This is a genomic window from Vibrio sp. 1402, from assembly GCF_033340275.1.
The window spans coordinates 390,560-417,165 of the sequence record NZ_JAWOWE010000003.1; the positions used below are offsets into that span (position 1 = coordinate 390,560).

Here is a 26,606-nt window from a genome sequence, read left to right on the forward strand (position 1 = left end):
TTTAGCCTCGATAAGGGCTGTGATAAACTCACTTCGATTTAATTTTTGGAGACCAACAATGAAACCAATTCTACCTGATTACAACAGCGCTGGTGTGCTCATCATCGGTGATGTCATGCTAGATCGTTACTGGTATGGCCCAACCGGGCGCATTTCTCCTGAAGCGCCGGTTCCTGTTGTAAAAGTAGAAAACAATGAAGAGCGTCCTGGTGGTGCTGCGAACGTTGCGATGAACATCGCATCACTAGGTGGCCATGCTCACATTGTTGGTCTAACTGGGGAAGATGAGCCTGCAAAAGTGCTGACGGAGACGCTGAGCTCACTCAATGTGAAGTGCGATTTCGTTGCACTGCCTGATTACCCAACGATTACGAAGCTTCGTGTAATGAGCCGTGGACAACAGCTTATTCGTCTCGACTTCGAAGACAAGTTTGAAAACACAGATTCTGCGCCAGTGTTATCTCGAATGGATGCCGCACTGCCAAACGTTAAAGCCGTGATTATGTCTGATTACGCAAAAGGTTCGTTAGAGCATGTTCAGGCATACATTCAAAAAGCGCGCGCAGCAAATATTCCGGTTTTCATTGACCCGAAAGGTGCGGATTTTGAACGCTACCGTGGCGCAACACTTCTTACGCCAAACATGAAAGAGTTCGAAGACGTTGTAGGTAAAGTGAAATCTGACCAAGAGCTAGTAGAGAAAGCACTGGCTTTGGTTGAAGAGTTTGAATTTGAAGCGCTTTTAGTGACACGCAGCGAAAACGGAATGACCTTGATTCGTCGTGGCCAGGAACCGTTCCACCTTCCAACTCAAGCGAAAGAAGTGTACGACGTGACAGGTGCGGGCGACACGGTTATCTCTGTATTGGCAGCGTCTGTTGCCGCAGGCAAATCATTTGAAGAAGCGTGTGCATTAGCAAACGCAGCGGCAGGTGTTGTGGTTGGTAAACTAGGCACGTCAACGCTTTCTGAGATTGAATTAGCAGAAGCGGTACATGGCAGCCAAGACACGGATTACGGTGTGATTTCAGAAAAAGCACTGATCGAAGCGGTGAAAAAAGCACGAGCTCGTGGCGAGAAAGTCGTTATGACAAATGGCTGCTTTGATATTCTGCACGCTGGGCATGTGTCTTACTTAAACCATGCTGCTGAACTGGGCGATCGCCTAATCGTTGCGGTAAATACCGATGAGTCAGTAAAACGCCTTAAAGGCCCTGGTCGTCCGGTAAACCCAACCGATCGCCGCATGGCGGTGTTGGCAGGTTTGGGCGCTGTGGATTGGGTTGTACCATTTAGTGAAGATACGCCGCAGCGTTTGATCTCAGAAGTTCTACCAAGCTTGCTAGTAAAAGGCGGTGACTACAAACCAGAAGAGATTGCTGGTGGTAAAGAAGTCATTGCGGCGGGTGGTGAAGTTCGTGTATTGAACTTTGAAGATGGCTGCTCGACCAGTGAGATCATTAATGCAATCAAAGGCGGTAAGGGCTAAGCCTGCTGTTTGTTAGCATTGAAATGCTATTTGCTCATAAAGGTCGCTAAGTGCGGCCTTTTTGATACTTGATGCTCAGAGACACTTTTAGGCTCTGAACTACAAGTAATAAAAAACGCCAGCTGATAACTCAACTGGCGTTTTTATTTATTAAGACCTGAAGTATTCAGTTAGCGGTTATTTTGCCGCTTTCAAACCTGCATCAACGTCCAAGATGTCTTGTTCGCTTAGCGTACCAACTGCTTGGCGTAGCTGAAGAACACTTAAAATGTAGTCGTAACGAGCGTTCGATAGGTTTTTGTTCGCATCGTATAGACGACGAGTCGCGTCCAGTACATCAACGATAGTACGAGTACCTACATCAAAGCCAGCTTCTGTTGCTTCTAGTGCAGAGCGTGCAGAAATAACCGCTTGCTCATACGCACGTAATGCGCCGATAGAGGCGTTAATGTTGTTGTTTTGTGCGCGAACATCTTTGACTACGCTACGGTACTGTGCTTCAAGATCTTCGCTTGCTGCCACGTATGCGTATTCAGCTTGTTTGGTTTGAGAGGTTACGTTACCACCTGTGTATAGCGGTACTGCAAGGTTCACACCAATATTGAAGTTGTCTGTCGTGTTGTCACGAGAGCTATGAGAAGTATCACCGTAGTTGTAACCACCGTCTAGAGAGAGCGTTGGTAGGTGGCCAGAGCTTGCTAGTGAAATATTGTCACGCGCAATGTCTTGAAGAATACGTGAAGATAGCAAGGTCAGGTTTTTGGTTTTTGCTTCATCAATGAGCGATTCAGCAGGTACGGTCGATGGGCTAGCAGTGAAGCGGCCAGTGTCCAAAATGTTGAGATCTTTGTGCTCTTGGCCTGTAATTTCACGCAGTGACTCGTAGCTATTAGTGAGCGCGTTTTCTGCCAACACTTCGTCCGCTAGCACTTGGTCGTACTGAGCTTGTGCGTCATGCACGTCAGTGATTGCAGACAAACCTACTTCAAAACGCTGTTTAGTTTGCTCAAGTTGACGGCCAACCGCGGCTTTTTCTGCACGTACGAAAACAAGATTATCTTGTGCGCGTAGAACTTCAAAATACGCTTGTGACACGCGAAGAATCAGTGCCTGTTGCGTCGCTGCGTAAGTTGCGTCTGCTTGGCGAGCACTTTTCTCAGCAGTATCTAGAGAGATCCAAGATGCGCGGTTGTAAAGTGCTTGTGAAAAGCTAACGCCAGCGGTTAGTGCGTTGCCATCGTTTGATACGTCGCTAATTAGATTTGAATCGTATTCAGTATCACCACGAGTTAAATTGTAACCCGCAGTAAGGTTAATTTGTGGTAATAGAGCACTACGGCTTGAGGTGATTGCTTCGAAAGCTTGGTCACGTTGTGCTGCTACACTGAGCAATTGTGGATCATTTTGTTTTGCCAAGTCGTAGATTTCAGCCAAAGAGTCTGCGAACGCAGACGTACTCATGCTACCTAGCGCTGCACTGATAAATAGTGGAAGCAATTTTTTCATTTTCTATTCCCGCGGTCCATAGATTGGTTAATTCTCAGTAGTTTAACTCAATTTGCACGATATTTACTCTAAAGTTTGCACTTTTTTACACGTAATTATCCACTTGTGCAATAAATTTTTAGCAAAGACTTAAATTAATTTGTAACTATTATACAAAAAGTTGAGCCAAGTCCTTTGAGCAAGCGAATAACAATGAGTAAACTACAGGATTCACTCAGAGAGGTGTTGAATGCAACAGCGTGACAAACAACAACAAGATTTTACTTCGCGAGATGTAAAAGTCATCTCGAAAGAAACCTTATTTGAAGGTTTTTTCAAAATGGTGAAATACCGCTTTCAGCATAGGCTATTTGCTGGTGGTTGGAGTGGAGTTGTCGAACGAGAAATGTTCGAGCGTGGTCACGCAGCAGCGATGCTTCCTTATGATCCAAAGACGGACCAGGTCGTAATCATTGAACAGATTCGTATTGGCGCGTTGGAACATGAACACCCTTGGCAGCTAGAAATTGTCGCCGGTATGATTGACCGCGATGAATCAGCTGAAGCCGTAATTCGTCGAGAGGCTGTCGAAGAAGCGGGGATTCAGGTGGGGCGCGTTATACCTGTCACTTCTTATTATCCTTCGGCTGGTGGTTGCTCGGAAAAGCTAGACGTCTTTGTTGGTGAAGTGGATGCGTCTAAAGCGCACGGCATTCATGGTTTAGACTATGAGAATGAAGATATCCGAGTTCATGTCATGAGTCGTGAAACGGCGTATCAATGGGTGAAGGACGGGAAATTTGAAAATGGTGCGTCGATTATTGCGTTGCAATGGCTGCAATTACACCATCAAGAGTTAAAGTCAGAATGGGGACAATCCCAAACGGTGGAGAGTGAGTAATGGCACAATTGGCTGAAAAACAACAATATCATGTTGATTTAGCTGGTCTTATGAGAACGTATGAGACCAACTACGCTAAGTTGAACGCCTTATTGCCTGCTTCTGCCGAAGTTGGGGATGTACGTTGCTACCAAGCGGCGAACATGGTTTACCAATTGACCGTGAATGAAATCACAAAATACACCACAGTTGTTGAGATATGTCAGAGTGATGAAACGCCAGTGTTTCCTTTACCGACGATGTCTGTCAGGCTTTATCATGATGCGAGAGTAGCCGAAGTATGCTCAAGCGGAGAGTTCTCTCGCATAAAAGCTAAGTATGATTATCCCAATGACCAACTGATGCAGAAAGATGAAAAGCATCAATTAAACACATTCCTCGGTGAATGGCTGACGTTTTGTTTACGAAGTGGTATCAGTAGAACACCACTTGCCTTCAATTGATCGTCACGTCACTAAAGGAAAATAACAAATAACGATATAGTGGACGAATCAGGTTTTCATTTTGCAATCATCTAGTGACAGCATCAAACTTTTACAAATTACGGATACTCATCTGTTTGCTGCCGATGAGGGAAGTTTGCTAAGCGTAAAAACAGTCGATAGCTTTAATGCTGTTGTTGCTGATGTTTTACGCCGCAACGTGGCGTTTGATTACATCTTGGCGACGGGCGATATTTCCCAAGACCATAGTGCAGAATCTTATCAGCGCTTTGCCAACGGCATTGAACCGCTAGAGAAAGACTGCTTTTGGCTACCTGGTAATCATGATTACAAGCCTAATATGGGCAGTGTTTTGCCTTCGCCACAAATCAAAGCCGCAGAGCATGTGTTGCTTGGCGAGCATTGGCAGTTAATTCTTTTAGACTCGCAAGTTGTTGGCGTTCCTCATGGGCGCTTGAGTGATCAGCAATTAACGCTACTCGAAGAAAAGCTAGCCGAACACCCAGAAAGACACACACTTGTTTTGTTGCATCATCACCCGTTACTGGTGGGAAGCGCGTGGCTTGATCAACATACTTTAAAAGATGCCGAAGCGTTTTGGCAGGTTGTCGAGCGTTTTGATAACGTGAAAGGCATTCTCTGTGGTCATGTTCATCAAGATATGAATGTGCTTCACAAGGGCATTCGAGTGATGGCAACACCCTCAACTTGTGTTCAGTTTAAGCCTAACTCGGATGATTTTGCCCTTGATACCACTTCGCCTGGTTGGCGGGAGCTGCAACTACACGCTTGTGGCGATATTACGACCCAAGTAGGTCGGCTTCCTGATGGCCAGTTCCAACCAGACTTCTCTTCTAACGGCTACTAACGCGCCCGAGCTCTCTGTTCGGGCTCGCTTTTTTGTGCGAGATATCTATGAGTAAACCTTCACTTCTTCTCTATATCCATGGCTTTAATAGCTCTCCACTCTCCATGAAAGCGAATGTGATGAGAGCCTACTGCGAGCAACATAGGTCTGATATCAAGGTGATTGTTCCCCAGTTACCTTGTTATCCTCAGCAAGCGGCGAAAATGTTGTTGGATATTATCGAGCAATATAAAGACGACTATAAAATTGGTCTAGTGGGCAGTTCATTAGGCGGTTTTATGTCAACGTGGCTAAATGACAAGTTTGGGTTTAAAGCGGTAGTGGTCAACCCCGCAGTCAAGCCTTATGAGTTGCTAGTAGATTATTTGGGTAAGCAAACTAACCCATATACGCATGAAACCTATACACTTGAAGCTTGTCATATTGACGAGTTAAAAGCTCTTGATGTACAAAGCATCGCGTCGCCACATTCTTTTTGGTTATTGCAACAAACAGAAGATGAGGTTTTAGACTATCGACAAGCGGTAGATAAGTTTGCAGACGCTAAGCAAACAGTAGAACAAGGCGGTGATCACAGTTTTGTAGGCTTTGAGCGTTATCCTGCACAGATTATCGAATTTCTAGAACTGTAATTCGAAAGCGATTGGAAAAGGCTCATAGTTTTTATTGATATATCCAACCGTTTCTTGACATGGGCGGTATGCTTTCCGACTATGTTTTGCCAAAAGATCTTAAGGGTCGAGGACCCTGGCTACTTTGTTATGCATCATGTTTACAAACTCTTAGTGATGTGAACAGGGTGGCTTTTTCGTTTCCTGAGTATGGGTACGCCCATTGGTGATACTCAGGCAACAAGTAAACTTTGAGAATAATTCCGTATTATGACTGAACAATATAATGCTGGTGCCATTGAAGTACTGAATGGCTTAGAGCCAGTACGTCGCCGACCAGGGATGTATACGGATACAGCGCGCCCAAACCATTTGGGCCAAGAAGTTATCGACAACAGTGTCGATGAAGCGCTAGCCGGACATGCCTCAAAAGTACAAGTCATCCTACATGCTGACCAATCACTCGAAGTGATCGATGATGGTCGAGGCATGCCTGTTGATATCCACCCAGAAGAGAAAGTATCAGGCGTAGAGCTAATTCTATGTAAGCTACATGCGGGTGGTAAGTTCTCTAACAAAAACTACCAATTCTCTGGTGGTTTGCACGGGGTAGGTATATCTGTAGTAAACGCGTTGTCAAAACGCGTTGAAGTAACAGTTCGTCGTGATGGTCAAGTGTATGAAATTGCATTTGAACACGGCGAGAAAGTGTCTGATCTGACCGTAACTGGCACATGTGGTCGTCGCAATCGCGGTACCAGCGTACATTTCTGGCCTGATGCGAAGTACTTCGATTCGGCTAACTTCTCTGTGACGCGCTTAGTCAACAACCTGCGCGCAAAAGCGGTTTTGTGTCCGGGCTTAGAAATCACATTAACCGACAAAGTTAATGGCAAAGACTATAAGTGGTACTACGAAGACGGTCTTAAAGACTATCTTGCGGAAGGTGTAAAAGGCTATCCAGTTATTCCTGAAGAACCATTTACTGGTGAGTTCTTGGCGGATACTGAAGCGGCAAACTGGGCGGTAATTTGGCAGCCAGAAGGCGGTGAAATGATCACCGAAAGCTACGTTAACCTAATCCCAACCGCTCAAGGTGGTACGCACGTTAATGGTTTACGCCAAGGCTTGTTGGAAGCGATGCGCGAATTCTGTGAGTTCCGTAATCTATTACCTCGTGGTGTGAAGCTAACGGGTGATGACGTTTTCGACCGCTGTTCTTACGTGCTGTCGGTTAAAATTCAAGATCCACAATTTGCAGGCCAGACCAAGGAACGTCTCTCTTCTCGTCAAACCGCGGCATTTGTCTCTGGCGTTGTAAAAGATGCGTTCAGTCTTTGGTTGAACGAAAAGCCTCAGCTCGCAGAGCAATTGGCAGAAGTCTGTATCGCTAACGCGCATCGTCGTATGCGAGCGGCGAAAAAAGTCGTACGTAAGAAAGTGGCTTCTGGCCCGGCACTGCCAGGTAAGTTGACCGACTGTTCTGCACAGGACTTAAGTCGCACGGAAATCTTCTTTGTGGAGGGTGACTCTGCGGGTGGCTCGGCAAAACAGGCACGTGACCGTGAATTCCAAGCTGTGATGCCACTGCGTGGTAAGATCTTGAACACGTGGGAAGTCTCTGCCGATCAAGTTCTTGCGTCTCAAGAAGTACACGATATCTCAGTTGCTTTGGGTATTGACCCAGATAGCGACAACCTCGAGAGTCTTCGTTACGGTAAGATCTGTATCCTTGCCGATGCGGACTCGGATGGTCTTCACATCGCAACGCTGCTTTGTGCTCTATTTACTCGTCACTTCCGCGCACTAGTGGAAGCGGGTCATATCTATGTGGCGATGCCGCCTCTGTATCGAATCGACTGCGGGAAAGAAGTGTTCTACGCCCTCGATGATGATGAAAAAGATGGCATTTTAGAGCGCTTGTCGAAGAAGAAAGCCAAAATCAACGTGCAACGATTCAAAGGTCTGGGTGAGATGAACCCACTTCAGTTGCGTGAAACCACCATGGATCCGAACACGCGTCGCTTAGTGCAGTTAACCATTGACGACTCTACGGCGACCATGGAAATGATGGACATGCTGCTAGGTAAAAAGCGTGCAGATGACCGTCGTTCTTGGCTACAAAACAACGGCGACTTGGCAGAGGTGTAACGGATGTCTACAGAAATTACCTACGATGGCGTCGAACAATTGCCAATGCGCAAGTTCACTGAAGACGCTTATCTGAACTACTCGATGTACGTAATCATGGACCGCGCCTTGCCATACATTGGTGATGGCTTAAAGCCGGTTCAACGACGCATCATTTATGCGATGTCAGAGCTTGGTCTCTCTGCATCAGCAAAATACAAAAAATCTGCACGTACCGTTGGTGACGTGCTAGGTAAATACCATCCGCACGGTGATTCAGCGTGTTACGAAGCGATGGTATTGATGGCTCAGCCATTCTCTTACCGCTATCCATTAGTGGATGGTCAAGGTAACTGGGGTGCGCCAGATGATCCGAAATCATTTGCGGCAATGCGTTATACCGAAGCAAAACTGTCTAAGTTTGCTGAAGTATTGCTTGGCGAACTTGGTCAGGGCACGGTTGAATGGCAACCTAACTTTGATGGCACAATGAAAGAGCCACAAATGTTGCCAGCACGTCTGCCTCATATCCTGCTTAACGGTGTAACCGGCATTGCCGTTGGTATGGCAACAGACATCCCACCGCACAACGTTCGTGAAATCGCAGATGCGACTATTCATTTGATCGACAACCCGAAAGCAGAACTGCCGGACGTGATGCAGTATGTCAAAGGTCCAGATTACCCAACAGAAGCAGAAATTATCTCGCCGCAAGCGGATATCGAGAAGATTTACCGCAACGGTCGTGGCAGCATCAAAATGCGCGCGGTTTGGCATAAAGAAGGTTCTGATATTGTTATCACTTCTTTGCCTCACCAAGTATCGGGTGCCAAACTGCTTGAGCAAATCGCTAACCAGATGCGTGCGAAGAAGCTGCCAATGGTTGACGATCTTCGTGACGAATCGGATCACGAGAACCCAACGCGTATCGTTGTGGTGCCTAAGTCAAACCGTGTCGATTGTGACTTGTTGATGAACCACTTGTTCGCATCAACGGATCTTGAGCGCAGTTACCGCGTTAACTTGAACATGATTGGTTTGGATAACCGTCCTCAAGTTAAAGGTCTGGTGCAAATTCTATCTGAGTGGATCGAGTTCCGTCGTACGACTGTGCGTCGTCGTCTACAACACCGCCTAGACAAAGTAATGGCTCGTCTACACATCTTGGAAGGTTTGTTGGTTGCTTACCTCAACCTAGATGAAGTGATTGAGATCATCCGTACTGAAGACGATCCAAAAGCTGTGCTGATGGAACGCTTTGGTATTACCGATATCCAAGCGGATGCAATTTTAGATACCAAACTTCGTCATCTAGCAAAACTAGAAGAGATGAAGATCCGTGGTGAGCAAGACGAGCTAGAGAAAGAGCGTGAGAAGCTAGAACAGCTACTCGGTTCTGAGCGTCGTCTGAACACACTACTGAAAAAAGAAATCAAAGCAGACGCAGAGAAATACGGTGATGACCGTCGCTCTCCAATGGTTGAGCGTGCAGAAGCAAAAGCGCTGACTGAACGTGACCTCGTACCAAGTGAGCCAATCACGGTTGTGCTTTCTGAGAAAGGTTGGATTCGTCACGCGAAAGGCCATGACGTGGATGCCGAAGGCTTAAACTATAAGTCGGGTGATAAGTATTTAGCGCATGCTCGAGGTAAGAGTAATCAGCCTGCGGTATTCCTAGGTAGTGACGGTCGAAGTTACTCTCTGGAATCGCACTCACTGCCTTCTGCTCGTAGTCAAGGTGAGCCGATTACCGGTCGCTTGAATATTACGGCTGGTAGCAGTATTCGCCAAGTCATCATGAGTGAAGAAGATCAGCTGTGGCTGGTGGGTTCAGATGCAGGTTACGGCTTTGTATGTAAAGGCGCGGACTTGCTGTCTAAAAACCGCAGTGGTAAAGCGCTCGTCACTTTACCTGCCAACTCTGAGATCATGACGCCAAAAGAGATTGAAGATTTAGACTCTGATGAAATCTTAGCAATCACTAACCAAGGTCGCATGCTGCTGTTCCCAATCAAAGACTTGCCACAACTGGCGAAAGGTAAAGGGAATAAGATCATCAACATTCCTGCTGCTAAAGCAAAAGAGCGAGAAGAAGTACTATCTCACTTAATGTCTTTACCAAAAGGTGCATCGTTAACGCTGTACGCGGGTAAGCGAAAGTTGGGTCTTAAACCGTCTGACCTTGATAACTTCCGTGGCGAACGTGGTCGCCGAGGTGGGTTATTACCGAGAGGTTTGCAGCGAGTCACTCGCATTGAAGTTGAGCTGGATGATTCCGATACGACGGAAACACCGAGCGATAGCGAGTAACGCACAAATAAAAATCCCAGCCAATGGCTGGGATTTTTTATGCTTCTTGCTTGTCTTCAGCAATGGTGACTTTCAAGGTCATCTCTTTTCCTTTGCGAATGATACCGACGTCCACGGTGGTGCCAGGACGTAAATCGGTGACGATATCCATAACGCTCTGACGCCCCTGAACCTTATTGCCATCAATACTGATAATGATATCTTGTTTTTGAAAGCCAGCCGCATTGGCTGGGCCATTTGGATCAATACCAAGTACGACAATACCACCTATGTGTTCATTTCCAAGTAGGCGAGCAGTGACCGCATTAATGTCTTGGCCGTCGATTCCAATATAACCACGAATCACGCGGCCATCAGCGATGATTTTCTGCATGATCTTACTGGCTAGCGGCGCAGGGATCGCAAAAGAAATACCGTAAGTTTCTAAGTCTGTCGCTTGCTGAAAAGAGGCGGTGTTAATGCCGACGAGCTCGCCTTGTGTGTTCACTAGGGCTCCACCAGAGTTACCTTCATTGATGGCGGCATCGGTTTGAATGAATGCTTGACGACCATCGCTAATAGATGAACGACCTGTGGCAGAAATAATGCCGAACGTTGTGGTTTGTCCAAGGTTGTATGGGTTACCGATGGCTAGTACTACATCGCCCACTTGTGGTTTGTAATTAGAGTTCAGAGGGATTACGGGCAAATTCGAACCTTCGACACGCAGCACGGCTATATCAGTACGTTTATCTGTCCCTACGAGCTGAGCCGCTGCGGCTCTGCCGTCTTGTAATGCCACAACAATTTGATCAGCTTGAGCAACCACATGATAGTTAGTAATGATGTAGCCTTTCTCACTAACAATGACACCTGACCCCAGACCTTGAGTCGAGAGTTTACTGCGATCATTCTCAACATACTTACGGCTGTAGATGTTTACCACTGCAGGCGCTGCTCTTCGGACCGCTTGATTAAACGTCAACTCGACTGATGCGATATTAACAGGTTGAGGATCAAGCGCGGCAGGAATTACGTTGTTGCGCAAAGATGGAACCGCCAGTAATACCACTGCGGCAGTAGCCAAGCCTAAAAAGACAGAACGTAATAAAAAGCTGAGCATATCCTCTCCATGCGTGAGCGCCAAAATGGCATCGAAGATGAAGAATAGCATTACATTGAAAAATAACAAAAGGGCAGCACGTCATCGCGCTGCCCTTTTCATTAGTTATTGAGCGATAAGGAAAAGTGATCGAGCCTTATCACTCAGTACTATGCATCGAAAACCTTATTTCCTATCACTTTGAAAGTGGTTAACGAATGACAAGATAAATAGTACGTTCACCACGTTGAATATTAAGAGCCAGTACACCTTTGTGTTTCTCTACGATTGTACGAAGCTCGGCAAGGTTTTTCACTCGTTGACGGTTCACACCGATAATAATGTCACCTTGTTGTAATTGATATTGAGCCGCTGGAGAGTTATCTGCAACGCTCGATACTTTAACACCTTGGATTACATCACTTGGTGTTGTATTGCTTAACTCCGCACCTTTGAGTCCCTCATGTAATGTCTCCGCTTTAGCTTTCATATTCGTAGATTCGCCAAGCGTTACATCAAAGGTTTTATTCTTACCATCTCGAACCACACCTAATGTGATTTCTTTACCTGCTCCCAGTGTTGCCACTTTTGCGCGGAGCTCTGAGAAAGTATTAATCGCTTTGCCGTTCACCGATACAATTACGTCACCGGCTTTTAACCCTGCTTTATCGGCTGCGCTGTCCGGTACGACTTGACCAATAAAGGCCCCTTTACTTGACTCGTAACCCAATGCATCAGCTAGCTCAGAGGTTACTTCGCCACCTTGCACACCCAACATGCCGCGTTTGACTTCACCAAACTCTAGAATTTGATCAGTGAGGTTTTTCATCATGTTTGATGGAATCGCAAAGCCAATACCCACATTACCGCCGTTAGGGCCTAAAATCGCAGTATTAATACCGATCAGCTCACCATTAAGGTTGACCAATGCACCACCAGAGTTACCGCTGTTAATTGCGGCATCGGTTTGGATGAAGTTTTCGAAGTTTTCAACGTTTAAGCCGCTACGACCAAGGGCTGAAACAATACCCGAAGTCACAGTTTGACCGAGTCCAAATGGGTTACCAATCGCAACCGTAAAGTCACCGACACGCAGTTTGTCGGAATCCGCGACCTTAATCTGCGTTAAGTTTTTCGCTTTCTCTAATTTAAGTAACGCAACATCGGCCATTTCATCACCGCCAACGAGCGTAGCGTCATACTCGCGCCCGTCAAAGAGGCGAACTCGAATCTCATCTGCCCCCTTAATCACATGGTAGTTAGTGACAATATGGCCTTTCTTCGCATCAATAATGACACCAGAACCTAAACCTCTGAACGGGCGCTCTCGCCTTTGTTCCATAGGAAAGTCTGGGCCAAAGAAAAATTGAAATTGCTCGGGAATGCGGCTGGTTTGTACTTGTTTACCTTCTACAGCAATACTCACAACAGCTGGGGTCACCTTCTCAAGCATTGGTGCCAAGCTAGGTAACTGTTGGCCATCCACATTCAAAGGTAATGCGGCAGTGGCTTGAACTGGGGCAATAATCGACCCCAAACTCAGAGATAGAACGGTGAGCGCAAGCAGTGGTTTTTTCATCCAATAACTCCTCTTGAAACATGTCTGCCAAAAAGAAATATCCGAACGGTTAGTTCACTTTGTTAACAACTAATATAGGGTCTAGTTCGGACAATCAAAAGGGGAGGCAGTGCACATCCAAGTTAGAGCGAAGGTGAGGTGAAAAAGTTCAAAAAAGGGCCGATACAAATGTATCGGCCCTAGATAGAAGTAAGAGAGGATTATGATGCTTTTGCGGTTACCGCTTCGGGAGCATTAATGATTTCTTTCTCTTGATCCTTCAAAAGACCGGTGGCGCCATTAGCGTAGTCTTTTGGTTGTTCGTTGAACTCTGGTTGATCTTCTGCAATGGTTTCAGACGACATTGCCGTTTTCTTATCAAACGGGTTGTCTTGTTCTGGTAAGTTTGGCAAAAGCTCAGAAGAGGTCTTGGCCATATGTTGGTATAGCTTGGTGTAATCTTTACCTAGGGTGTCCAACATCTCTGCGGTTTGTGCAAAATGATCGACGAGCTCTTGACGTTGTTGCTCTAATTCAAACTTGGCCGCTTCAAGTTCTTTCTGCACAGACTTTTGTTTCTTGTATTCAGGGGTGGTTAGTCTACTAATGACTACGCCTACGATTGTACCGACCAGCAAACCCACAATGGCATAAATCCAAGGCATAACTGCTCCTTATAGTTGTTTTAACAAGTCTTTTACTACTTAGTTACACGCGGTGCTTGTCCATGTTACTATGGCTTGAACAGCCGATAAAGAAAAATAGCAGTATGTCTTCGGGGACTGATAACTACTTCTCTCTATTCTCAAAGTTGACCCCGAGGTAACCCTTTTCTCTATACCTCTATACGACTTAATACGATGACACCACTACAACAATATCAAAAAGACATAGCAGAACACGGGTTTCAGCGTGATGAAGCTCAGTATCAAGCGGTCGTTGCATTAGACAAGCTTTACCATGCTATCGTTGAATTTCAGTCAGCGCCTGTGCCTCAGCTTTCCAAATGGCAAAAGCTAATGGGGAAAAAAATCGACAAGCCTGAACCACCAAAAGGCCTTTACTTTTGGGGTGGGGTAGGTCGCGGTAAAACCTACCTTATGGACGCATTTTTTGATGCTTTACCGACCCAAAGAAAAATGCGCGTCCACTTCCATCGATTTATGTATCGAGTACATGATGAGTTGAAGCTGTTAGGTGATGTCGAAAATCCTCTATCAAAAGTGGCGGATAAATTTAAAGAAGAAGCAGATGTGGTTTGCTTTGATGAATTTTTTGTTTCCGACATTACTGATGCGATGATCCTTGCAACGCTACTTCAAGAAATGTTCAAGCGGCAGATGATCCTAGTCGCGACTTCAAACATTGAGCCGCAGAACTTATATCGTAACGGTTTGCAAAGAGCGCGCTTTTTGCCCGCGATCGATATGATTTTGGCACGTTGTGAAGTGTTGAATGTCGATAGTGGCGTTGATTATCGCTTAAGAACGTTAGAACAGGCTGAAATATACCATTACCCGCTTGATGAGCAGGCTAGCATAAACCTTAACAAATATTATCAGCAGCTGACTGGAGAGCGTCAGTTTGTTGCTCATCAAATCGAAGTTAACCACCGTCAACTAGCGGTGATTGAAGCAAGCGACGGGGTGCTGCATGCGTCGTTTGCTCAGTTGTGTCAAACTGCTCGCAGTCAAAATGACTACATTGAATTGTCTCGTATTTACCACACGGTATTACTGGCAGATGTTCAACAAATGAACCGAAAAATAGATGATGCGGCGAGACGCTTTATCGCGCTGGTCGATGAGTTTTACGAGCGCAATGTTAAGTTGATTATTTCTGCTGAAGTGCCAATGGCCGACTTATATACTGACGGGCAGTTAGAGTTCGAATTTAAGCGCTGTTTGTCTCGGCTTACTGAGATGCAAAGTCATGAGTATCTCGCGCGTGAACATTTGGCCTAGATCCAATGGGTTCTTAAAAAAGTGAAGAAAAAATTAGTGATTTGGCGCAAAAAAAGGTGATTTTTTCTTCGCTCTTCTCTATAATCCTGCGACCCACCGTTACTGCAGACCTGATTATCGAAGTTATTTCGAAATTGAAGGTCGAGAGTACCAACGACTCGAAGGGGTGATGACTGGGCTCTTAGACAGTGTGGGAGCACTATTGGGTGTTCCTTTAAAGTTTAAAATTTAATTAACGGGTTATTGTTAGCATGAAAACTTTCGTTGCTAAACCAGAAACTGTAAAACGCGACTGGTACGTTGTAGACGCTGAAGGTAAAACTCTTGGCCGTCTAGCAAGTGAAATTGCATCTCGCCTACGTGGCAAACATAAAGCTGAATACACTCCTCACGTTGACACTGGTGATTACATCATCGTTATCAACGCTGAGAAAGTTGCTGTAACTGGTAACAAAGCTAAGAACAAAGTGTACTACCGTCACTCTGAATTCCCAGGTGGTCTAAAATCTATCACTTTTGAAAAGTTGATCGATCGTAAACCTGAGATGGCTCTTGAGCTTGCAGTTAAAGGCATGCTTCCACGTGGTCCTCTAGGCCGTGCTATGTACCGTAAGCTAAAAGTTTACGCGGGCGCTGAGCACAACCATGTTGCTCAACAACCACAAGTACTAGACATCTAATTGGGGATTTCGAAAATGGCAGAGAATCAATACTACGGCACTGGCCGTCGCAAAAGCTCAGCTGCACGTGTTTTCATTAAACCAGGCAGCGGTAACATTGTAGTAAACAAGCGTAACCTTGACGAATACTTCGGTCGTCCAACAGCACGTATGGTTGTACAACAACCTCTAGAGCTAGTTGAACTAACTGAAAAGCTAGACCTTTACGTAACAGTTAAAGGCGGCGGTATTTCTGGTCAAGCTGGTGCTATCCGTCACGGTATCACTCGCGCGCTTATGGAATACGATGAGTCTCTACGTCCTGCTCTACGCGCAGCTGGCTACGTTACTCGTGACGCTCGTTGCGTTGAACGTAAGAAAGTTGGTCTACGTAAAGCACGTCGTCGTCCACAGTTCTCTAAGCGTTAATTTCCTCTTATCGGGAATTATGCTTTCAGAGTTACTCTGGAAACTGTGTACCAAAAGCTCGGCTCTATGCCGGGCTTTTTTGTATTTAAAGCAACGAACAGCCTTCACTTATCATCACACTCCGAGCAGGCCTTCTTATTCGTCCTCTTCGTCGAAAGGTGCCAGTGCCGTTTTATATCTGTGCCTTATTTAATCGCGACTCACCACGCTTTCTCTTGCGATGCAGCATAGATGTATTCATCAGCAAGAATGTCTTTGTATCTTATTCTTCCTGTAACATGTTTTAAAATGACTTACGCTCCTTTTTGAGCATTCTGCGTGCTACAAAATTGAAAATATAAACACAGTAAGCTGAACGCGTAATACGAAATATTTCTCTGTGTAATTAACTGAAAACTACCAAGATAAAAGGTTTTATCAGCTTTCAGCGGGGCTTCTATGTGGTGCTTTCTTGTTACAAATCACATCAATTTTTTATAATTCTGCCGCTTTTGTGACGACGCGAGCGATTTGCCTCACAAATGTTACAAAAAGGTAGCTTTATCTTGTCAAAAAGTAGGGTTTTCTTTATCATTTCCCTCCAATAAATAGAACTAAATTCATTATTTGTTAGCCATGCTCTTATAAGCGGAATAATAACGATCCAAAGGGAGCAAATGGGAGAATGTTTGGATGAGCAACGCGCCTTTAAATAACGGTCGCAGGCGTTTTCTAACCGCTACAACGGCAGTTGTTGGTGGGTTAGGGGCAGTCGCCGTCGCCGTGCCTTTTATCAAATCATGGAATCCGAGTGCTAAAGCCAAAGCGGCGGGCGCACCGGTGGAAGTGGATATAAGTAAAATTGAACCAGGTCAGCTGGTTCGTGTTGAGTGGCAGGGAAAACCTGTATGGATTGTTCGCCGCACTCAAAGCGTTCTGGATAACTTAAAATCGATCGGTGATAAGCTTCGCGATCCACAATCTGAAATGGAGCAGCAGCCTGAGTACGCTCAGAATGAGTTTCGTTCGATTAAGGAAGAGTTTTTCGTCGCAGTTGGTTTCTGTACCCACTTAGGTTGTTCACCAACCTATCTACCTGACTCTTTCTCAGAGCAGGTGCAGGGCGTAAGATCTGGCTTCTTCTGTCCTTGTCATGGTTCTAAGTTCGACATGGCTGGTCGAGTGTTCCAAGGAGTACCTGCTCCGTTGAACCTTGTCGTTCCTAAGCACATGTATTTGAGCGATACCAAGCTCATTGTGGGTGTTGATGAGGGAGATGCATAATGCAAGCAATGTTAGATTGGGTTGAAAAGCGTATTCCTGCAATGAATGCTTATAAAAAGCATTTGTCTGAATACCCAATGCCTAAGAACTTCAACTTTTGGTACCTTTTCGGTTCTCTGGCGATGCTGGTTCTTGTTAACCAAATCCTAACGGGTATTTGGCTAACGATGAACTATGTTCCTTCAGGTGACGGTGCATTTGCGTCTATCGAATACATTATGCGTGATGTAGAGTACGGTTGGCTTCTGCGTTACATGCATTCCACTGGAGCGTCAGCGTTTTTCGTTGTTGTGTATCTTCACATGTTCCGTGGTTTGATCTACGGTTCATACCAAAAACCTCGTGAACTGTTGTGGATCTTCGGTATGTTGATCTTCCTAGTTCTCATGGCTGAAGCGTTCATGGGTTACCTACTTCCATGGGGTCAGATGTCATACTGGGGTGCGCAGGTAATCATTTCCCTGTTTGGTGCTATTCCTGTTATCGGTGATGACCTAACACTTTGGATTCGTGGTGACTACATCATCTCTGGTGCAACGCTAAACCGTTTCTTCGCACTACACGTTATTGCACTGCCTATCGTTTTGCTTCTTCTTGTTGTTCTGCACGTATTGGCGCTGCACGAAGTAGGCTCAAACAACCCGGATGGTATCGAAACTAAGCTGCCAAAAGGCTCAATGGGCGACGATTACAAAACGCAATTCAAGTTCCACGATTACTACACGAAGAAATATGACATCATTGATTCGATTCCTTTCCATCCGTACGGCACGGTTAAGGACTTGGTCGGTGTCGCTGGTTTCTTGTTCTTCTTCTGTTACGTGCTGTTCTTTAACCCAGAGATGGGTGGGTACTTCCTTGAGCCGCCTAACTTTGAAGCTGCAAACCCACTGAAGACACCAGAGCATATTGCTCCGGTATGGTACTTCACGCCGTTCTACGCAATCTTACGCGCGGTTCCAGACAAACTATTAGGTGTTATCCTAATGGGCGCGTCAATTGCAGTGCTGTTTGTTCTACCTTGGTTGGATCGTTGTAAAGTTCGTTCATACCGTTACCGTAGCAAACTTCATTTATTGAATATTGTACAGTTCACTATCGCCTTTATCGCTCTGGGTATTTTAGGTGCGTTACCTGCTACACCAACGTACACACTACTATCTCAGATCTTTAGCTTGTGTTACTTCATGTTCTTTGTGTTGCTGTTCTTCTACAGCAAAAATGAAGCAACCAAACCATTACCAGAGAGGGTGACATTCAAATGAAGAAGTGGATTGTAATTCTATTTGCTATGTTGCCATCACTAGCGATGGCAGCTGGGGCCAATGTTCCGCTGGATAAAGCGAATGTTGACCTTACGGATAAAGCTTCGCTACAAAACGGCGCGAAGTTGTTCATGAACTACTGTTTTGCTTGTCACTCTACGCAATACCAGCGTTACGAGCGTGTAGCAACAGACTTGGAAATTCCAACAGACTTAATGAAAGAAAACCTGATTTTCAATCCTGAAGCGAAAATCGGTGATCTAATGGTCAATGCTATGCCACCGAAGCAAGCGGCAAACTGGTTTGGTGCTCCACCACCAGATCTTACGTTGGTTGCACGAGTTCGTGGTGCTGATTGGTTATACACTTACTTACGCTCTTTCTATGTTGATCCATCTCGTCCATTCGGCGTGAACAACATCGTCTTCCCGAGTGTTGGTATGCCGCATGTGCTTGAAGAGCTACAGGGCATCCCGACGCCGATTTACGATACGAAAATCGTAGATGGCGAAGAAGTACAAGTTGTTGTTGGTACTGAAACCGATGGCACGGGTGAGCTGAGTGAAGGCGAATATGACAAAGCGGTTGGCGATCTCGTTAACTTCTTAGTTTATTCAGGTGACCCAGTGCAGCTTGAGCGTCATGCTCTAGGCTGGTGGGTAATGGGCTTCTTAGTGCTTCTAACCATCGTTGTTGTGATGCTCAAGAAAGAGTATTGGCGCGATGTGCATTAATTGTGCTAAAATACCGTGCTAATTCCCAATTTTAATTGATGTACAATGGAGGCTTAGCCTCCATTGTTTTTATTTGTAAGTGTACTGGAGGGCTCCATGGCTGTAGCTGCCAATAAACGTTCTGTGATGACTCTTTTCTCAAGTGCATCAGATTTGTATAGCCATCAGGTTCGCATTGTACTAGCTGAAAAAGGCGTAAGTGTTGAAGTTGAGCTTGTTGACGAAGCAAACCTTCCTGCTGAGCTTGTTGAGCTAAACCCATATAAATCAGTGCCAACTCTTGTTGACCGTGAGCTAGCTCTTTACGATTCAAAAATCATCATGGAGTACTTGGACGAGCGCTTCCCTCATCCACCTCTAATGCCGGTTTACCCTGTTGCTCGTGGCAACAGCCGCTTGATGATGTACCGTATCGAACGCAACTGGTATTCACTCGCTGAAAAAGTGATGAAAGGTAATGCGGAAGAATCAGAAAAAGCACGCACAAAGCTGCGTAATGATCTTCTGACGTTAGCGCCAATTTTTGCTGAATATGAGTACTTCATGAGCGAAGAATTCAGCTTGATCGATTGTTACCTAGCTCCACTATTGTGGCGTTTGCCTCAACTTGGTATCGATCTTGTTGGCCCTGGTTCAAAAGAAATCAAGGTATACATGAACCGCGTATTTGAACGTGATTCGTTCCTTGCTTCTTTGACTGAAGCTGAACGTGAAATGCGCCTAGTTCGCTAAGCGATTTAAAACACGTTATGGATATTGCAAAAATGACTGCTCGCCGCCCGTATATGCTTCGCGCATTTTACGACTGGTTAGTAGACAATGACTTGACTCCTCACTTGGTTGTGGATGCAACAATGCCAGGGGTGCGTGTCCCGGTTGAATTTATTCAAGATGGTCAAATTATTTTGAATATTGCGCCACGTGCAGTGGGTAATCTTGAGTTAGGTAATGATGCGATTACCTTCCATGCTCGCTTTAGCGGTCGTCCGCACTCAGTGATCGTGCCTGTGTATGCTGTTCAAGCTATTTATGCACGTGAGAATGGTGCTGGTACTATGTTTGAACCAGAAGAAGCGTACACTCACATCGAAGAAGAAGCGATGACCGAGGAAGAATCATCCCCATCGTTCACAACGGTTAGCGATGAGCCTTCTGAGTTAGTTTCTGATTCAGATGCCGAAGAGGACGATGCTCCTCGACCAAAAGGCAAACCAAGCTTAAGAGTGATTAAATAATAAAAAAGCAGCGTTACGCTGCTTTTTTCTTTTTAACTTGTTGAAGATGATTTCAAGCCAGACTTTGGAAATTACTCACTAATCGTAAAGACTTCGACGTTCTTTTCACTTTCTGTACTTGCCTCACTTTCTATTGTTTGTACACCGTCACTCGGTAAGTCTACTTCAACAGGCTCCATTTCGCCGTATTGGAACCCTTTAATGACTTGTTTTACGCCTGAGATATTACGCGCGATTTCTGTCGCTCGATCGCCTTGCTCTGGCGTGACATAACCAAACAGAAAAACGTCGCCATCTTCGGTGATCACTTTAACCTTAACACCATTAAGCTCAGAATCAGTAAGCAAAGCTGACTTTACTTTGGTTGTGATCCAGCTGTCATTGCTAATCTGGGTAACAGTGAGTGGCTCTTTTTGTTTGATTTGATTGTGTATGACTTTTACACCACTAACTTCTCGAGCCCTTCGCTCTAAAGCAAGGATAAGGTCTTGTGTCGGAGCTTGTCCCATAAGGACTACAGTCCCATTATATGAACTGGCAACGACACGAACTTCACCTTTAAACGGTGCTTTATTGCCGATCGCCGCAACTTCGAATTCGATGTTATTGTCCTGCCAGATTTGTTTTGTCGTGCGTGTGTCCGTGACAATATTCGCTGTGGTTGCTGCACCTGCGATAAACAAACCTGCGCAACCACTTAAACTCAATGCTGTTAATAAGATAACAAGGCTACGTATCATAATTCTGACTCTCAGTCTTGGTTACTCTTCGTGAGCAGGGAAAAGCACTTGGTCAATAAGATCACAAAGGCAATGGAGTGTTACCATATGTACTTCGTGAATACGTGCAGTGCGGTGTGATGGAATACGAATTTCGACGTCGTTCTCACCGAGCAGTCCTGCCATCTCTCCGCCATCTTTTCCTGTTAGCGCGATAATCGTCATGTCTCGAGTTACGGCTGCTTCCATCGCTTTGATAATATTTTTACTGTTACCGCTAGTCGACATGGCAAGCAAAATGTCGCCTGGTTGACCAAACGCTCGTACCTGTTTTGAGAAGATTTCCTGGTAGTGGTAATCGTTGGCCACTGCGGTTAGGGTGGTATTATCGGCGGTTAAGGCCATTGCTGGTAGGCTAGGGCGCTCAGTTTCAAAACGGTTTAAAAGACAAGAAACAAATTGTTGAGCGTTTGAAGCACTGCCGCCATTACCACAACATAAAATTTTATTGCCATTAAGCAGGCTCGACACCATCGCTTGAGCTGCATGAGTAATGGCATCAGGCAGCGCCTCTGCTGCTGCGATTTGAATTTGAATACTTTCTGTAAAGCTGTCTTTAATGCTGTCTAGCATCGCTTATCCTTCAGAGATTGCGTTTTCTATCCAGTTGATATCTCGCCCATTATCATGAATGGCGATGACATCAAATCGATAATCGATATTGTGTTTTAAGCGCTTTTGTTGGCTAAGCCAAACTTGTGCGGTTTTGACTAGCTTGCGCATTTTAGCGTGCGTCACCATTTCTGCTGCCGAGCCAAAGTGATTGTTCTTACGGTATTTGACTTCAACAAACACAATAGTTTCACCTTGTTGGAAGATTAAATCAATCTCACCGACCTTAGTCAGAAAATTTTGTTCAATAAAGTTTAAGCCCTGGCGTTGTAAATACTGCTTCGCCAGAGCTTCATATTGATTTCCGATTTGGCGCTTACTAAAGAGCCCCACGCTCAGCCCAGCTTAGCTCACGCTGTACAACACAATTATTGTCGATACTTAAAATACCGGTTTGGCCGCCAACTGAGTAGCCCGGAACGACCTTCATTTGTGGCAGCTCCCCAATCAATTTATACGCATCCATACCCAGTGCTTTCAAACGTTTTTCCATGTTAGATTGCTCTGACCACAGCTCGTTCATTTCAGCGGTCACGCTAGGGTCTGGGTCAATCAGTAATGGGATATCGCTGTAGATGATGCCTGTTAGATCTTCGTAAGTCGCGCCGCCACTGTTGCTACGCGAGCTAGAGAAAATTTGAGGAGCTTTGGCGTCTGGGTTAATCGCTACCTCAATAAATGGCTTGATCAAAGTCAGTTCCGTGCTTCTAGCAACAATATAAACCGCATCGACATCACGACGGCTACGTGGCTGTGTTTCAAGCTTGATACGCATTAGTGATTGCATCTGAGCAATACGTTGTTTGCTTTCTTGCAGACCAAATACTTCATTGATGTCTTTTTGAAGTTGGCGCTTGTCGCCAAAATAACTTGCTGCGACTTTATTAGAGCTGTACTTGCGCCATTCTTTGTTGAACGCTTCAGTTACGCGCTCACCAAAGCTGCCCTTTGGTGCCAGGATCAGAGGGAAGTTATAGCCTTCGCTGAACAAGTGTTTCGCTGCTTGTGCGGCTTCTTGTTCTGGTGATAATGCCAAGTAGCAAATATTGCTATCTGGTTGCACATCTTCGGGAATATTTAGCGCAAGGGCTGGAATCGTAGGACCATTTTCTGAGCCATCCATGGTTGTGTGCAATAGCTCAACGTTTTCTTTTTCTAGGGGACCAACAACAAAGTCGATGTTTTCATTGATCAAACGTTGTTTAATTTGGTCGGCGTTATACGCATTAGTGTCTATTACCGTGAGGGTAGCGCTTGGATCACGGTTACGATCATTCATCATCGCAAACACAAAACCATCACGAATTAATTGCGCTTGTGGCGAGAATTTACCAGTAAGCGGCAGTAACAAAGCGGTGTTGTTTGGTTTAACGATGTCTAGAGAGAGAATGTTTTGAATCTCTTCTGGTGTGTAGATAGCGGCTGGGTGCGATGGGTTCTCGTTTAACCAGCGTTCTAGGGTATTTTTTAGTTGAGATAAGTTGCCCGACAACGTTTTCGCATAAATAGCGAGTTGTAGCCAACCATCCAAAACATCTTCATTTGGCTCTGTTTCTAATGAGGTCAGTTCGTACTCGGAATAGCTGCCAAAGTTCATCCAAATACGGCTAGAAATCTCTCTCTGCTCCGCGGACGATGCATATTGGCCAAATGCAACCAGTTGGCGGTTTGCCTCAAACGCTTGGTTAAGACCTTGATAAGCGTCGGCACGCATCAAGTAATAGTCTTTCCATTGCTCATTTGGTAACTTCCACCAAGGTTTAAAATTCAACAATTGCAGCAACTGAGAGTAATTACCCTGTTTTTGCTGTATGGTCGCACGCGCTAGTTGCCACTCTGCTTGCTGAACTTCGGTTAACTGTTGACGAGCCAGGCGCTTGATCAACATTTCTGCTTGATCAAACTGGTTTGCTTGAATCGCGGCTTTGGTTGCCATGATCAACCAGTCATTTTGTAAACTGCCTTCCGTGCTATCAGCTTGGATCATATAGTTCTGAACAGACTGAGTAGGCTCAAGTGTTACATCAACGCCATCAGGCTGTCTTGGACCTGAAGAACAGGCGGCGAGCGTAATTGCTAGTGCAACAGGAGTAAGTATGCGTGGTACACTGAGTCTCTTATGGTTAATCATTGCCGTGAGTTCTCTATAATTTTGTACAAAATTGTCTCTATATTAATCGTTGAAGTGATGGTAAACAAATGACAGATAAAAATAAGTTGCCGAATGAGGGGCCAACTCTCTATATCGTACCGACTCCAATCGGAAATTTAGCGGATATCACCCAACGTGCTATCGAAATTCTGTCGACTGTGGACATCATTGCCGCTGAGGATACTCGACATACGGGCAAATTACTGTCTCACTTCAATATTCAAACCAAAACTTTTGCTCTACATGACCACAATGAGCAGCAAAAAGCACAAGTTTTGGTAGAAAAGCTGCTTTCCGGTCAGTCTATCGCATTAGTTTCTGACGCTGGTACGCCACTTATCAGCGACCCAGGATACCACTTGGTGACAAAATGTCGTCAAGCGGGCGTTAGAGTTGTGCCTCTTCCAGGTGCCTGTGCGGTCATTACGGCGTTAAGTGCCTCTGGCTTGCCATCTGATCGCTTTAGCTTCGAAGGTTTTTTACCACCGAAAAGCAAAGGTCGTAAGGATAAATTCCTAGAGATTGCTTCGGTAGAGCGTACGTGTATTTTTTACGAGTCACCGCACCGTATTTTAGACTCTCTACAAGACATGTTAGACGTTCTTGGCCCAGATAGAGAAGTTGTGTTGGCAAGAGAGCTAACAAAAACCTTTGAAACCATTCAAGGCATGCCGTTAGGTGAGCTGATTAAATGGGTGAAAAGTGACGATAACCAACAGCGTGGTGAAATGGTATTGTTGGTACATGGCCATCGTGAAACAACAGACGACTCACTACCTGAAGATGCTTTACGCACGTTAGGGATTTTGACCAAAGAGCTGCCTTTGAAAAAAGCAGCTGCTTTGGTGGCAGAAATACATAACTTGAAGAAGAATGCGCTATATAAATGGGGCTTAGAAAACTTAGACTAAGTGCCGCTAGCGAGATAAATGGTCAATGAGGGCTGATGTTTAGGAATCGGCCTTTTTATTATCTATTTTTGGCGCGCTGACTAAAAAGTCATCACTTAGTGCATTCATTTCATCATATCTGTGATCTAACTAGACTCTGAAGTGAGAACTCTATACAATCCGCCCTCGGAGCTGACTGGGTAGTCGCTGCTTTGTTGATGTCCTTCGGGAGACTGACGTCGAAGTCCCTTTGGGAGACTGACGTTGACGTCCTTCGGGAGACTGACAAAGGGGAGGAAAGTCCGGGCTTCATAGAGCAAGGTGCCAGGTAACGCCTGGGGGGCGCAAGCCTACGACAAGTGCAGCAGAGAGAAGACCGCCGATGGCCCGTAAGGGTACAGGTAAGGGTGAAAGGGTGCGGTAAGAGCGCACCGGACGACTAGCAATAGTTCGTAGCAGGGTAAACTCCACCTGAAGCAAGACCAAATAGGCCTCCACATTGCGTTGCTCGCGTAAGGAGGCGGGTAGGTTGCTCGAGCCAGTGAGTGATTGCTGGCCTAGACGAATGGCTACCGCCGCGCAAGCGGAACAGAACCCGGCTTATGTGTCGGCTCCACCTATTCGAGACCCATCTCTACTTCGGTAGTGATGGGTTTTTTGCATTTAATTGACGCAAACTATGTCATTACCAATAAACTTGGCGTAAATCACGTCTAACTTTAGACTTGTGGTGGCGATGATGTAGGAAATCAGTACACTAAAGAATCGCTTCAAGATCATTCAACGAGAAAGCTATGACCGAAACCTTCCAACATATTTCCGTGTTATTAAATGAATCCATTGATGGCTTAGCTATCAAACCAGACGGCGTCTATATTGATGGAACATTTGGCCGTGGCGGTCACAGCCGGACAATTCTATCTAAACTCGGTGAAAATGGCCGACTGTACAGTATCGACCGTGACCCTCAAGCGATCGCTGAGGCAGGCAGAATCAATGACCCTCGCTTCACCATTATTCATGGTCCATTTTCTGGTATTGCTGAGTATGCTGAAGAGTATGGGCTAGTTGGAAAAGTGGATGGTGTTCTGCTGGATTTAGGCGTTTCTTCTCCTCAGTTAGACGACGCAGAGCGTGGCTTTAGCTTTATGAAAGACGGTCCGCTAGATATGCGTATGGACCCGACATCAGGTGTTCCAGTATCTCAATGGCTGATGGAAGCAGACCTCGATGATATCACTTGGGTCATTCGCGAGTTTGGGGAAGATAAACATGCGCGCCGTATTGCAAAAGCGATTGTTGCCTACCGTGAAGACGAAGAAAATGAGCCAATGGTTCGCACTGGTCAGCTGGCAAAATTGATTTCAGATGCCGCACCGAAAAGTTTTAAAGAGAAAAAACATCCTGCGACTCGTGCTTTCCAGGCTTTTCGTATTTACATCAACAGTGAGTTAGAAGAAATTGATACGGCACTTAAAGGCGCGGCGAGCATTCTGGCTCCTGAAGGCCGTTTATCTGTGATTAGCTTCCACTCTCTGGAAGACCGTATGGTCAAACGTTTTATCCGTAAAGAGAGCAAAGGGCCTGAAGTGCCACACGGTATTCCAATGACGGAAGAGCAAATTCGTGCTCTTGGTAGTGCGAATATGAAAGCGGTGAGCAAAGCGATTAAGCCAAGCAAACAAGAAATTGAAATGAACCCTCGCTCGCGCAGCTCTGTGTTAAGAATTGCGGAAAAGCTTTAATTA

At 45.5% G+C, this 26,606-nt stretch carries 25 protein-coding genes and 1 other RNA gene; 18 read left to right on the plus strand and 8 right to left on the minus strand.

Annotation, left to right across the window (positions count from 1 at the left end; genetic code table 11):
• Positions 1-58 precede the first annotated feature (58 nt).
• Positions 59-1,489, plus strand: coding sequence for a bifunctional D-glycero-beta-D-manno-heptose-7-phosphate kinase/D-glycero-beta-D-manno-heptose 1-phosphate adenylyltransferase HldE (gene hldE, locus R7044_RS08190; protein WP_017633601.1), 1,431 nt, complete (start codon positions 59-61; stop codon positions 1,487-1,489).
• Positions 1,490-1,666: 177 nt separating this feature from the next.
• Here the strand turns inward: hldE and tolC are convergent, their stop codons facing one another.
• Positions 1,667-2,995, minus strand: a complete 1,329-nt coding sequence (gene tolC / locus R7044_RS08195; protein WP_005379884.1) for an outer membrane channel protein TolC — start codon at positions 2,993-2,995, stop codon at positions 1,667-1,669.
• 229 nt (positions 2,996-3,224) lie between these two features.
• Here tolC and nudF point away from each other — a divergent pair, with 229 nt between their 5' ends.
• From nudF to parC, 6 genes are all read left to right on the plus strand, one after another.
• The gene (gene nudF / locus R7044_RS08200) at positions 3,225-3,875 is read left to right on the plus strand and encodes an ADP-ribose diphosphatase (protein ID WP_025768397.1); all 651 of its coding nucleotides are present in this window, start codon (positions 3,225-3,227) and stop codon (positions 3,873-3,875) included.
• Positions 3,875-4,318 carry a DUF1249 family protein gene (locus R7044_RS08205; RefSeq protein WP_017633603.1) on the plus strand — a complete coding sequence of 148 codons (444 nt, stop codon included), beginning with the start codon at positions 3,875-3,877 and terminating at the stop codon, positions 4,316-4,318. The genes nudF and R7044_RS08205 overlap by 1 nt, the downstream gene beginning before the upstream one ends.
• Before the next feature lie 61 nt (positions 4,319-4,379).
• On the plus strand, positions 4,380-5,186 hold the full coding sequence (gene cpdA, locus R7044_RS08210; protein WP_005387419.1) for a 3',5'-cyclic-AMP phosphodiesterase: 807 nt from the start codon (positions 4,380-4,382) through the stop codon (positions 5,184-5,186).
• A 47-nt stretch (positions 5,187-5,233) separates the two neighbouring features.
• Positions 5,234-5,818 (plus strand): esterase YqiA, encoded by a 585-nt coding sequence (yqiA, locus tag R7044_RS08215; protein ID WP_005379875.1) that lies wholly within the window; start codon positions 5,234-5,236, stop codon positions 5,816-5,818.
• 249 nt (positions 5,819-6,067) lie between these two features.
• Positions 6,068-7,948, plus strand: coding sequence for a DNA topoisomerase IV subunit B (gene parE / locus R7044_RS08220; RefSeq protein ID WP_005387417.1), 1,881 nt, complete (start codon positions 6,068-6,070; stop codon positions 7,946-7,948).
• 3 nt (positions 7,949-7,951) lie between these two features.
• Positions 7,952-10,237, plus strand: a complete 2,286-nt coding sequence (gene parC / locus R7044_RS08225) for a DNA topoisomerase IV subunit A (RefSeq protein ID WP_017633605.1) — start codon at positions 7,952-7,954, stop codon at positions 10,235-10,237.
• Between the two features lie 37 nt (positions 10,238-10,274).
• On the opposite strand, the gene degS is transcribed toward parC, so the two are convergent.
• The 3 genes from degS to zapG form a co-directional block, all read right to left on the minus strand.
• Positions 10,275-11,339, minus strand: coding sequence for an outer membrane-stress sensor serine endopeptidase DegS (gene degS / locus R7044_RS08230; protein ID WP_017633606.1), 1,065 nt, complete (start codon positions 11,337-11,339; stop codon positions 10,275-10,277).
• 190 nt (positions 11,340-11,529) lie between these two features.
• The gene (locus R7044_RS08235; RefSeq protein WP_025768400.1) at positions 11,530-12,897 is read right to left on the minus strand and encodes a Do family serine endopeptidase; all 1,368 of its coding nucleotides are present in this window, start codon (positions 12,895-12,897) and stop codon (positions 11,530-11,532) included.
• Positions 12,898-13,097: 200 nt separating this feature from the next.
• A complete protein-coding gene (gene zapG / locus R7044_RS08240) occupies positions 13,098-13,541 on the minus strand; it encodes a Z-ring associated protein ZapG (RefSeq protein WP_005379861.1) in 444 nt (147 codons plus the stop codon).
• Between the two features lie 195 nt (positions 13,542-13,736).
• On the opposite strand from zapG, the gene zapE reads away from it, so the two are divergent.
• The 8 genes from zapE (at position 13,737) to sspB (ending at position 20,425) form a co-directional block, all read left to right on the plus strand.
• Positions 13,737-14,840, plus strand: coding sequence for a cell division protein ZapE (gene zapE / locus R7044_RS08245; protein ID WP_005387411.1), 1,104 nt, complete (start codon positions 13,737-13,739; stop codon positions 14,838-14,840).
• A gap of 251 nt (positions 14,841-15,091) precedes the next feature.
• Positions 15,092-15,520 carry a 50S ribosomal protein L13 gene (gene rplM / locus R7044_RS08250; RefSeq protein WP_005372872.1) on the plus strand — a complete coding sequence of 143 codons (429 nt, stop codon included), beginning with the start codon at positions 15,092-15,094 and terminating at the stop codon, positions 15,518-15,520.
• 15 nt (positions 15,521-15,535) lie between these two features.
• On the plus strand, positions 15,536-15,928 hold the full coding sequence (rpsI, locus tag R7044_RS08255; protein WP_005372876.1) for a 30S ribosomal protein S9: 393 nt from the start codon (positions 15,536-15,538) through the stop codon (positions 15,926-15,928).
• A gap of 672 nt (positions 15,929-16,600) precedes the next feature.
• Positions 16,601-17,191 (plus strand): ubiquinol-cytochrome c reductase iron-sulfur subunit, encoded by a 591-nt coding sequence (petA, locus tag R7044_RS08260; RefSeq protein WP_005372877.1) that lies wholly within the window; start codon positions 16,601-16,603, stop codon positions 17,189-17,191.
• On the plus strand, positions 17,191-18,456 hold the full coding sequence (locus tag R7044_RS08265; protein WP_005372880.1) for a cytochrome b: 1,266 nt from the start codon (positions 17,191-17,193) through the stop codon (positions 18,454-18,456). Before petA ends, R7044_RS08265 begins: the two co-directional genes overlap by 1 nt.
• Positions 18,453-19,190, plus strand: a complete 738-nt coding sequence (locus R7044_RS08270) for a cytochrome c1 (RefSeq protein ID WP_005372881.1) — start codon at positions 18,453-18,455, stop codon at positions 19,188-19,190. Before R7044_RS08265 ends, R7044_RS08270 begins: the two co-directional genes overlap by 4 nt.
• A 96-nt stretch (positions 19,191-19,286) precedes the next feature.
• Positions 19,287-19,922 carry a stringent starvation protein SspA gene (gene sspA, locus R7044_RS08275; protein ID WP_005372897.1) on the plus strand — a complete coding sequence of 212 codons (636 nt, stop codon included), beginning with the start codon at positions 19,287-19,289 and terminating at the stop codon, positions 19,920-19,922.
• A gap of 17 nt (positions 19,923-19,939) precedes the next feature.
• Positions 19,940-20,425: a ClpXP protease specificity-enhancing factor gene (gene sspB / locus R7044_RS08280; protein WP_005387408.1), complete on the plus strand. Its 486-nt coding sequence runs from the start codon at positions 19,940-19,942 to the stop codon at positions 20,423-20,425.
• 71 nt (positions 20,426-20,496) lie between these two features.
• Here sspB and R7044_RS08285 read toward each other — a convergent pair whose 3' ends face one another.
• Genes R7044_RS08285 through R7044_RS08300 form a run of 4 tightly spaced genes read right to left on the minus strand, consistent with a single transcriptional unit; the run spans position 20,497 to position 23,947 of the window.
• On the minus strand, positions 20,497-21,165 hold the full coding sequence (locus tag R7044_RS08285) for a BON domain-containing protein (protein ID WP_005387407.1): 669 nt from the start codon (positions 21,163-21,165) through the stop codon (positions 20,497-20,499).
• Positions 21,166-21,186: 21 nt separating this feature from the next.
• Complete coding sequence (locus tag R7044_RS08290) at positions 21,187-21,777, minus strand: phosphoheptose isomerase (protein ID WP_005372901.1); 591 nt, start codon at positions 21,775-21,777, stop codon at positions 21,187-21,189.
• 3 nt (positions 21,778-21,780) lie between these two features.
• Positions 21,781-22,149: a YraN family protein gene (locus R7044_RS08295; protein ID WP_005372903.1), complete on the minus strand. Its 369-nt coding sequence runs from the start codon at positions 22,147-22,149 to the stop codon at positions 21,781-21,783.
• Positions 22,136-23,947, minus strand: coding sequence for a penicillin-binding protein activator (locus tag R7044_RS08300; RefSeq protein ID WP_005372905.1), 1,812 nt, complete (start codon positions 23,945-23,947; stop codon positions 22,136-22,138). The genes R7044_RS08295 and R7044_RS08300 overlap by 14 nt, the downstream gene beginning before the upstream one ends.
• A gap of 68 nt (positions 23,948-24,015) precedes the next feature.
• Here R7044_RS08300 and rsmI point away from each other — a divergent pair, with 68 nt between their 5' ends.
• The 3 genes from rsmI (at position 24,016) to rsmH (ending at position 26,603) form a co-directional block, all read left to right on the plus strand.
• Positions 24,016-24,879 carry a 16S rRNA (cytidine(1402)-2'-O)-methyltransferase gene (gene rsmI / locus R7044_RS08305; protein WP_047101994.1) on the plus strand — a complete coding sequence of 288 codons (864 nt, stop codon included), beginning with the start codon at positions 24,016-24,018 and terminating at the stop codon, positions 24,877-24,879.
• A gap of 167 nt (positions 24,880-25,046) precedes the next feature.
• Positions 25,047-25,477: RNase P RNA component class A (gene rnpB / locus R7044_RS08310), an RNA gene on the plus strand.
• A 175-nt stretch (positions 25,478-25,652) separates the two neighbouring features.
• The gene (gene rsmH / locus R7044_RS08315; RefSeq protein WP_225455468.1) at positions 25,653-26,603 is read left to right on the plus strand and encodes a 16S rRNA (cytosine(1402)-N(4))-methyltransferase RsmH; all 951 of its coding nucleotides are present in this window, start codon (positions 25,653-25,655) and stop codon (positions 26,601-26,603) included.
• The last annotated feature ends 3 nt before the right edge of the window (positions 26,604-26,606 follow it).

Excerpts from the sequence above, each read along its gene's own strand:
- hldE (WP_017633601.1), top strand. The coding sequence starts at position 59 with ATGAAACCAATTCTACCTGATTACAACAGCGCTGGTGTGCTCATCATC.
- tolC (WP_005379884.1), bottom strand. The coding sequence starts at position 2,995 with ATGAAAAAATTGCTTCCACTATTTATCAGTGCAGCGCTAGGTAGCATG.
- nudF (WP_025768397.1), top strand. The coding sequence starts at position 3,225 with ATGCAACAGCGTGACAAACAACAACAAGATTTTACTTCGCGAGATGTA.
- R7044_RS08205 (WP_017633603.1), top strand. The coding sequence starts at position 3,875 with ATGGCACAATTGGCTGAAAAACAACAATATCATGTTGATTTAGCTGGT.
- yqiA (WP_005379875.1), top strand. The coding sequence starts at position 5,234 with ATGAGTAAACCTTCACTTCTTCTCTATATCCATGGCTTTAATAGCTCT.
- parE (WP_005387417.1), top strand. The coding sequence starts at position 6,068 with ATGACTGAACAATATAATGCTGGTGCCATTGAAGTACTGAATGGCTTA.
- parC (WP_017633605.1), top strand. The coding sequence starts at position 7,952 with ATGTCTACAGAAATTACCTACGATGGCGTCGAACAATTGCCAATGCGC.
- degS (WP_017633606.1), bottom strand. The coding sequence starts at position 11,339 with ATGCTCAGCTTTTTATTACGTTCTGTCTTTTTAGGCTTGGCTACTGCC.
- R7044_RS08235 (WP_025768400.1), bottom strand. The coding sequence starts at position 12,897 with ATGAAAAAACCACTGCTTGCGCTCACCGTTCTATCTCTGAGTTTGGGG.
- zapG (WP_005379861.1), bottom strand. The coding sequence starts at position 13,541 with ATGCCTTGGATTTATGCCATTGTGGGTTTGCTGGTCGGTACAATCGTA.
- zapE (WP_005387411.1), top strand. The coding sequence starts at position 13,737 with ATGACACCACTACAACAATATCAAAAAGACATAGCAGAACACGGGTTT.
- rplM (WP_005372872.1), top strand. The coding sequence starts at position 15,092 with ATGAAAACTTTCGTTGCTAAACCAGAAACTGTAAAACGCGACTGGTAC.
- rpsI (WP_005372876.1), top strand. The coding sequence starts at position 15,536 with ATGGCAGAGAATCAATACTACGGCACTGGCCGTCGCAAAAGCTCAGCT.
- petA (WP_005372877.1), top strand. The coding sequence starts at position 16,601 with ATGAGCAACGCGCCTTTAAATAACGGTCGCAGGCGTTTTCTAACCGCT.
- R7044_RS08265 (WP_005372880.1), top strand. The coding sequence starts at position 17,191 with ATGCAAGCAATGTTAGATTGGGTTGAAAAGCGTATTCCTGCAATGAAT.
- R7044_RS08270 (WP_005372881.1), top strand. The coding sequence starts at position 18,453 with ATGAAGAAGTGGATTGTAATTCTATTTGCTATGTTGCCATCACTAGCG.
- sspA (WP_005372897.1), top strand. The coding sequence starts at position 19,287 with ATGGCTGTAGCTGCCAATAAACGTTCTGTGATGACTCTTTTCTCAAGT.
- sspB (WP_005387408.1), top strand. The coding sequence starts at position 19,940 with ATGGATATTGCAAAAATGACTGCTCGCCGCCCGTATATGCTTCGCGCA.
- R7044_RS08285 (WP_005387407.1), bottom strand. The coding sequence starts at position 21,165 with ATGATACGTAGCCTTGTTATCTTATTAACAGCATTGAGTTTAAGTGGT.
- R7044_RS08290 (WP_005372901.1), bottom strand. The coding sequence starts at position 21,777 with ATGCTAGACAGCATTAAAGACAGCTTTACAGAAAGTATTCAAATTCAA.
- R7044_RS08300 (WP_005372905.1), bottom strand. The coding sequence starts at position 23,947 with ATGATTAACCATAAGAGACTCAGTGTACCACGCATACTTACTCCTGTT.
- rsmI (WP_047101994.1), top strand. The coding sequence starts at position 24,016 with ATGACAGATAAAAATAAGTTGCCGAATGAGGGGCCAACTCTCTATATC.
- rsmH (WP_225455468.1), top strand. The coding sequence starts at position 25,653 with ATGACCGAAACCTTCCAACATATTTCCGTGTTATTAAATGAATCCATT.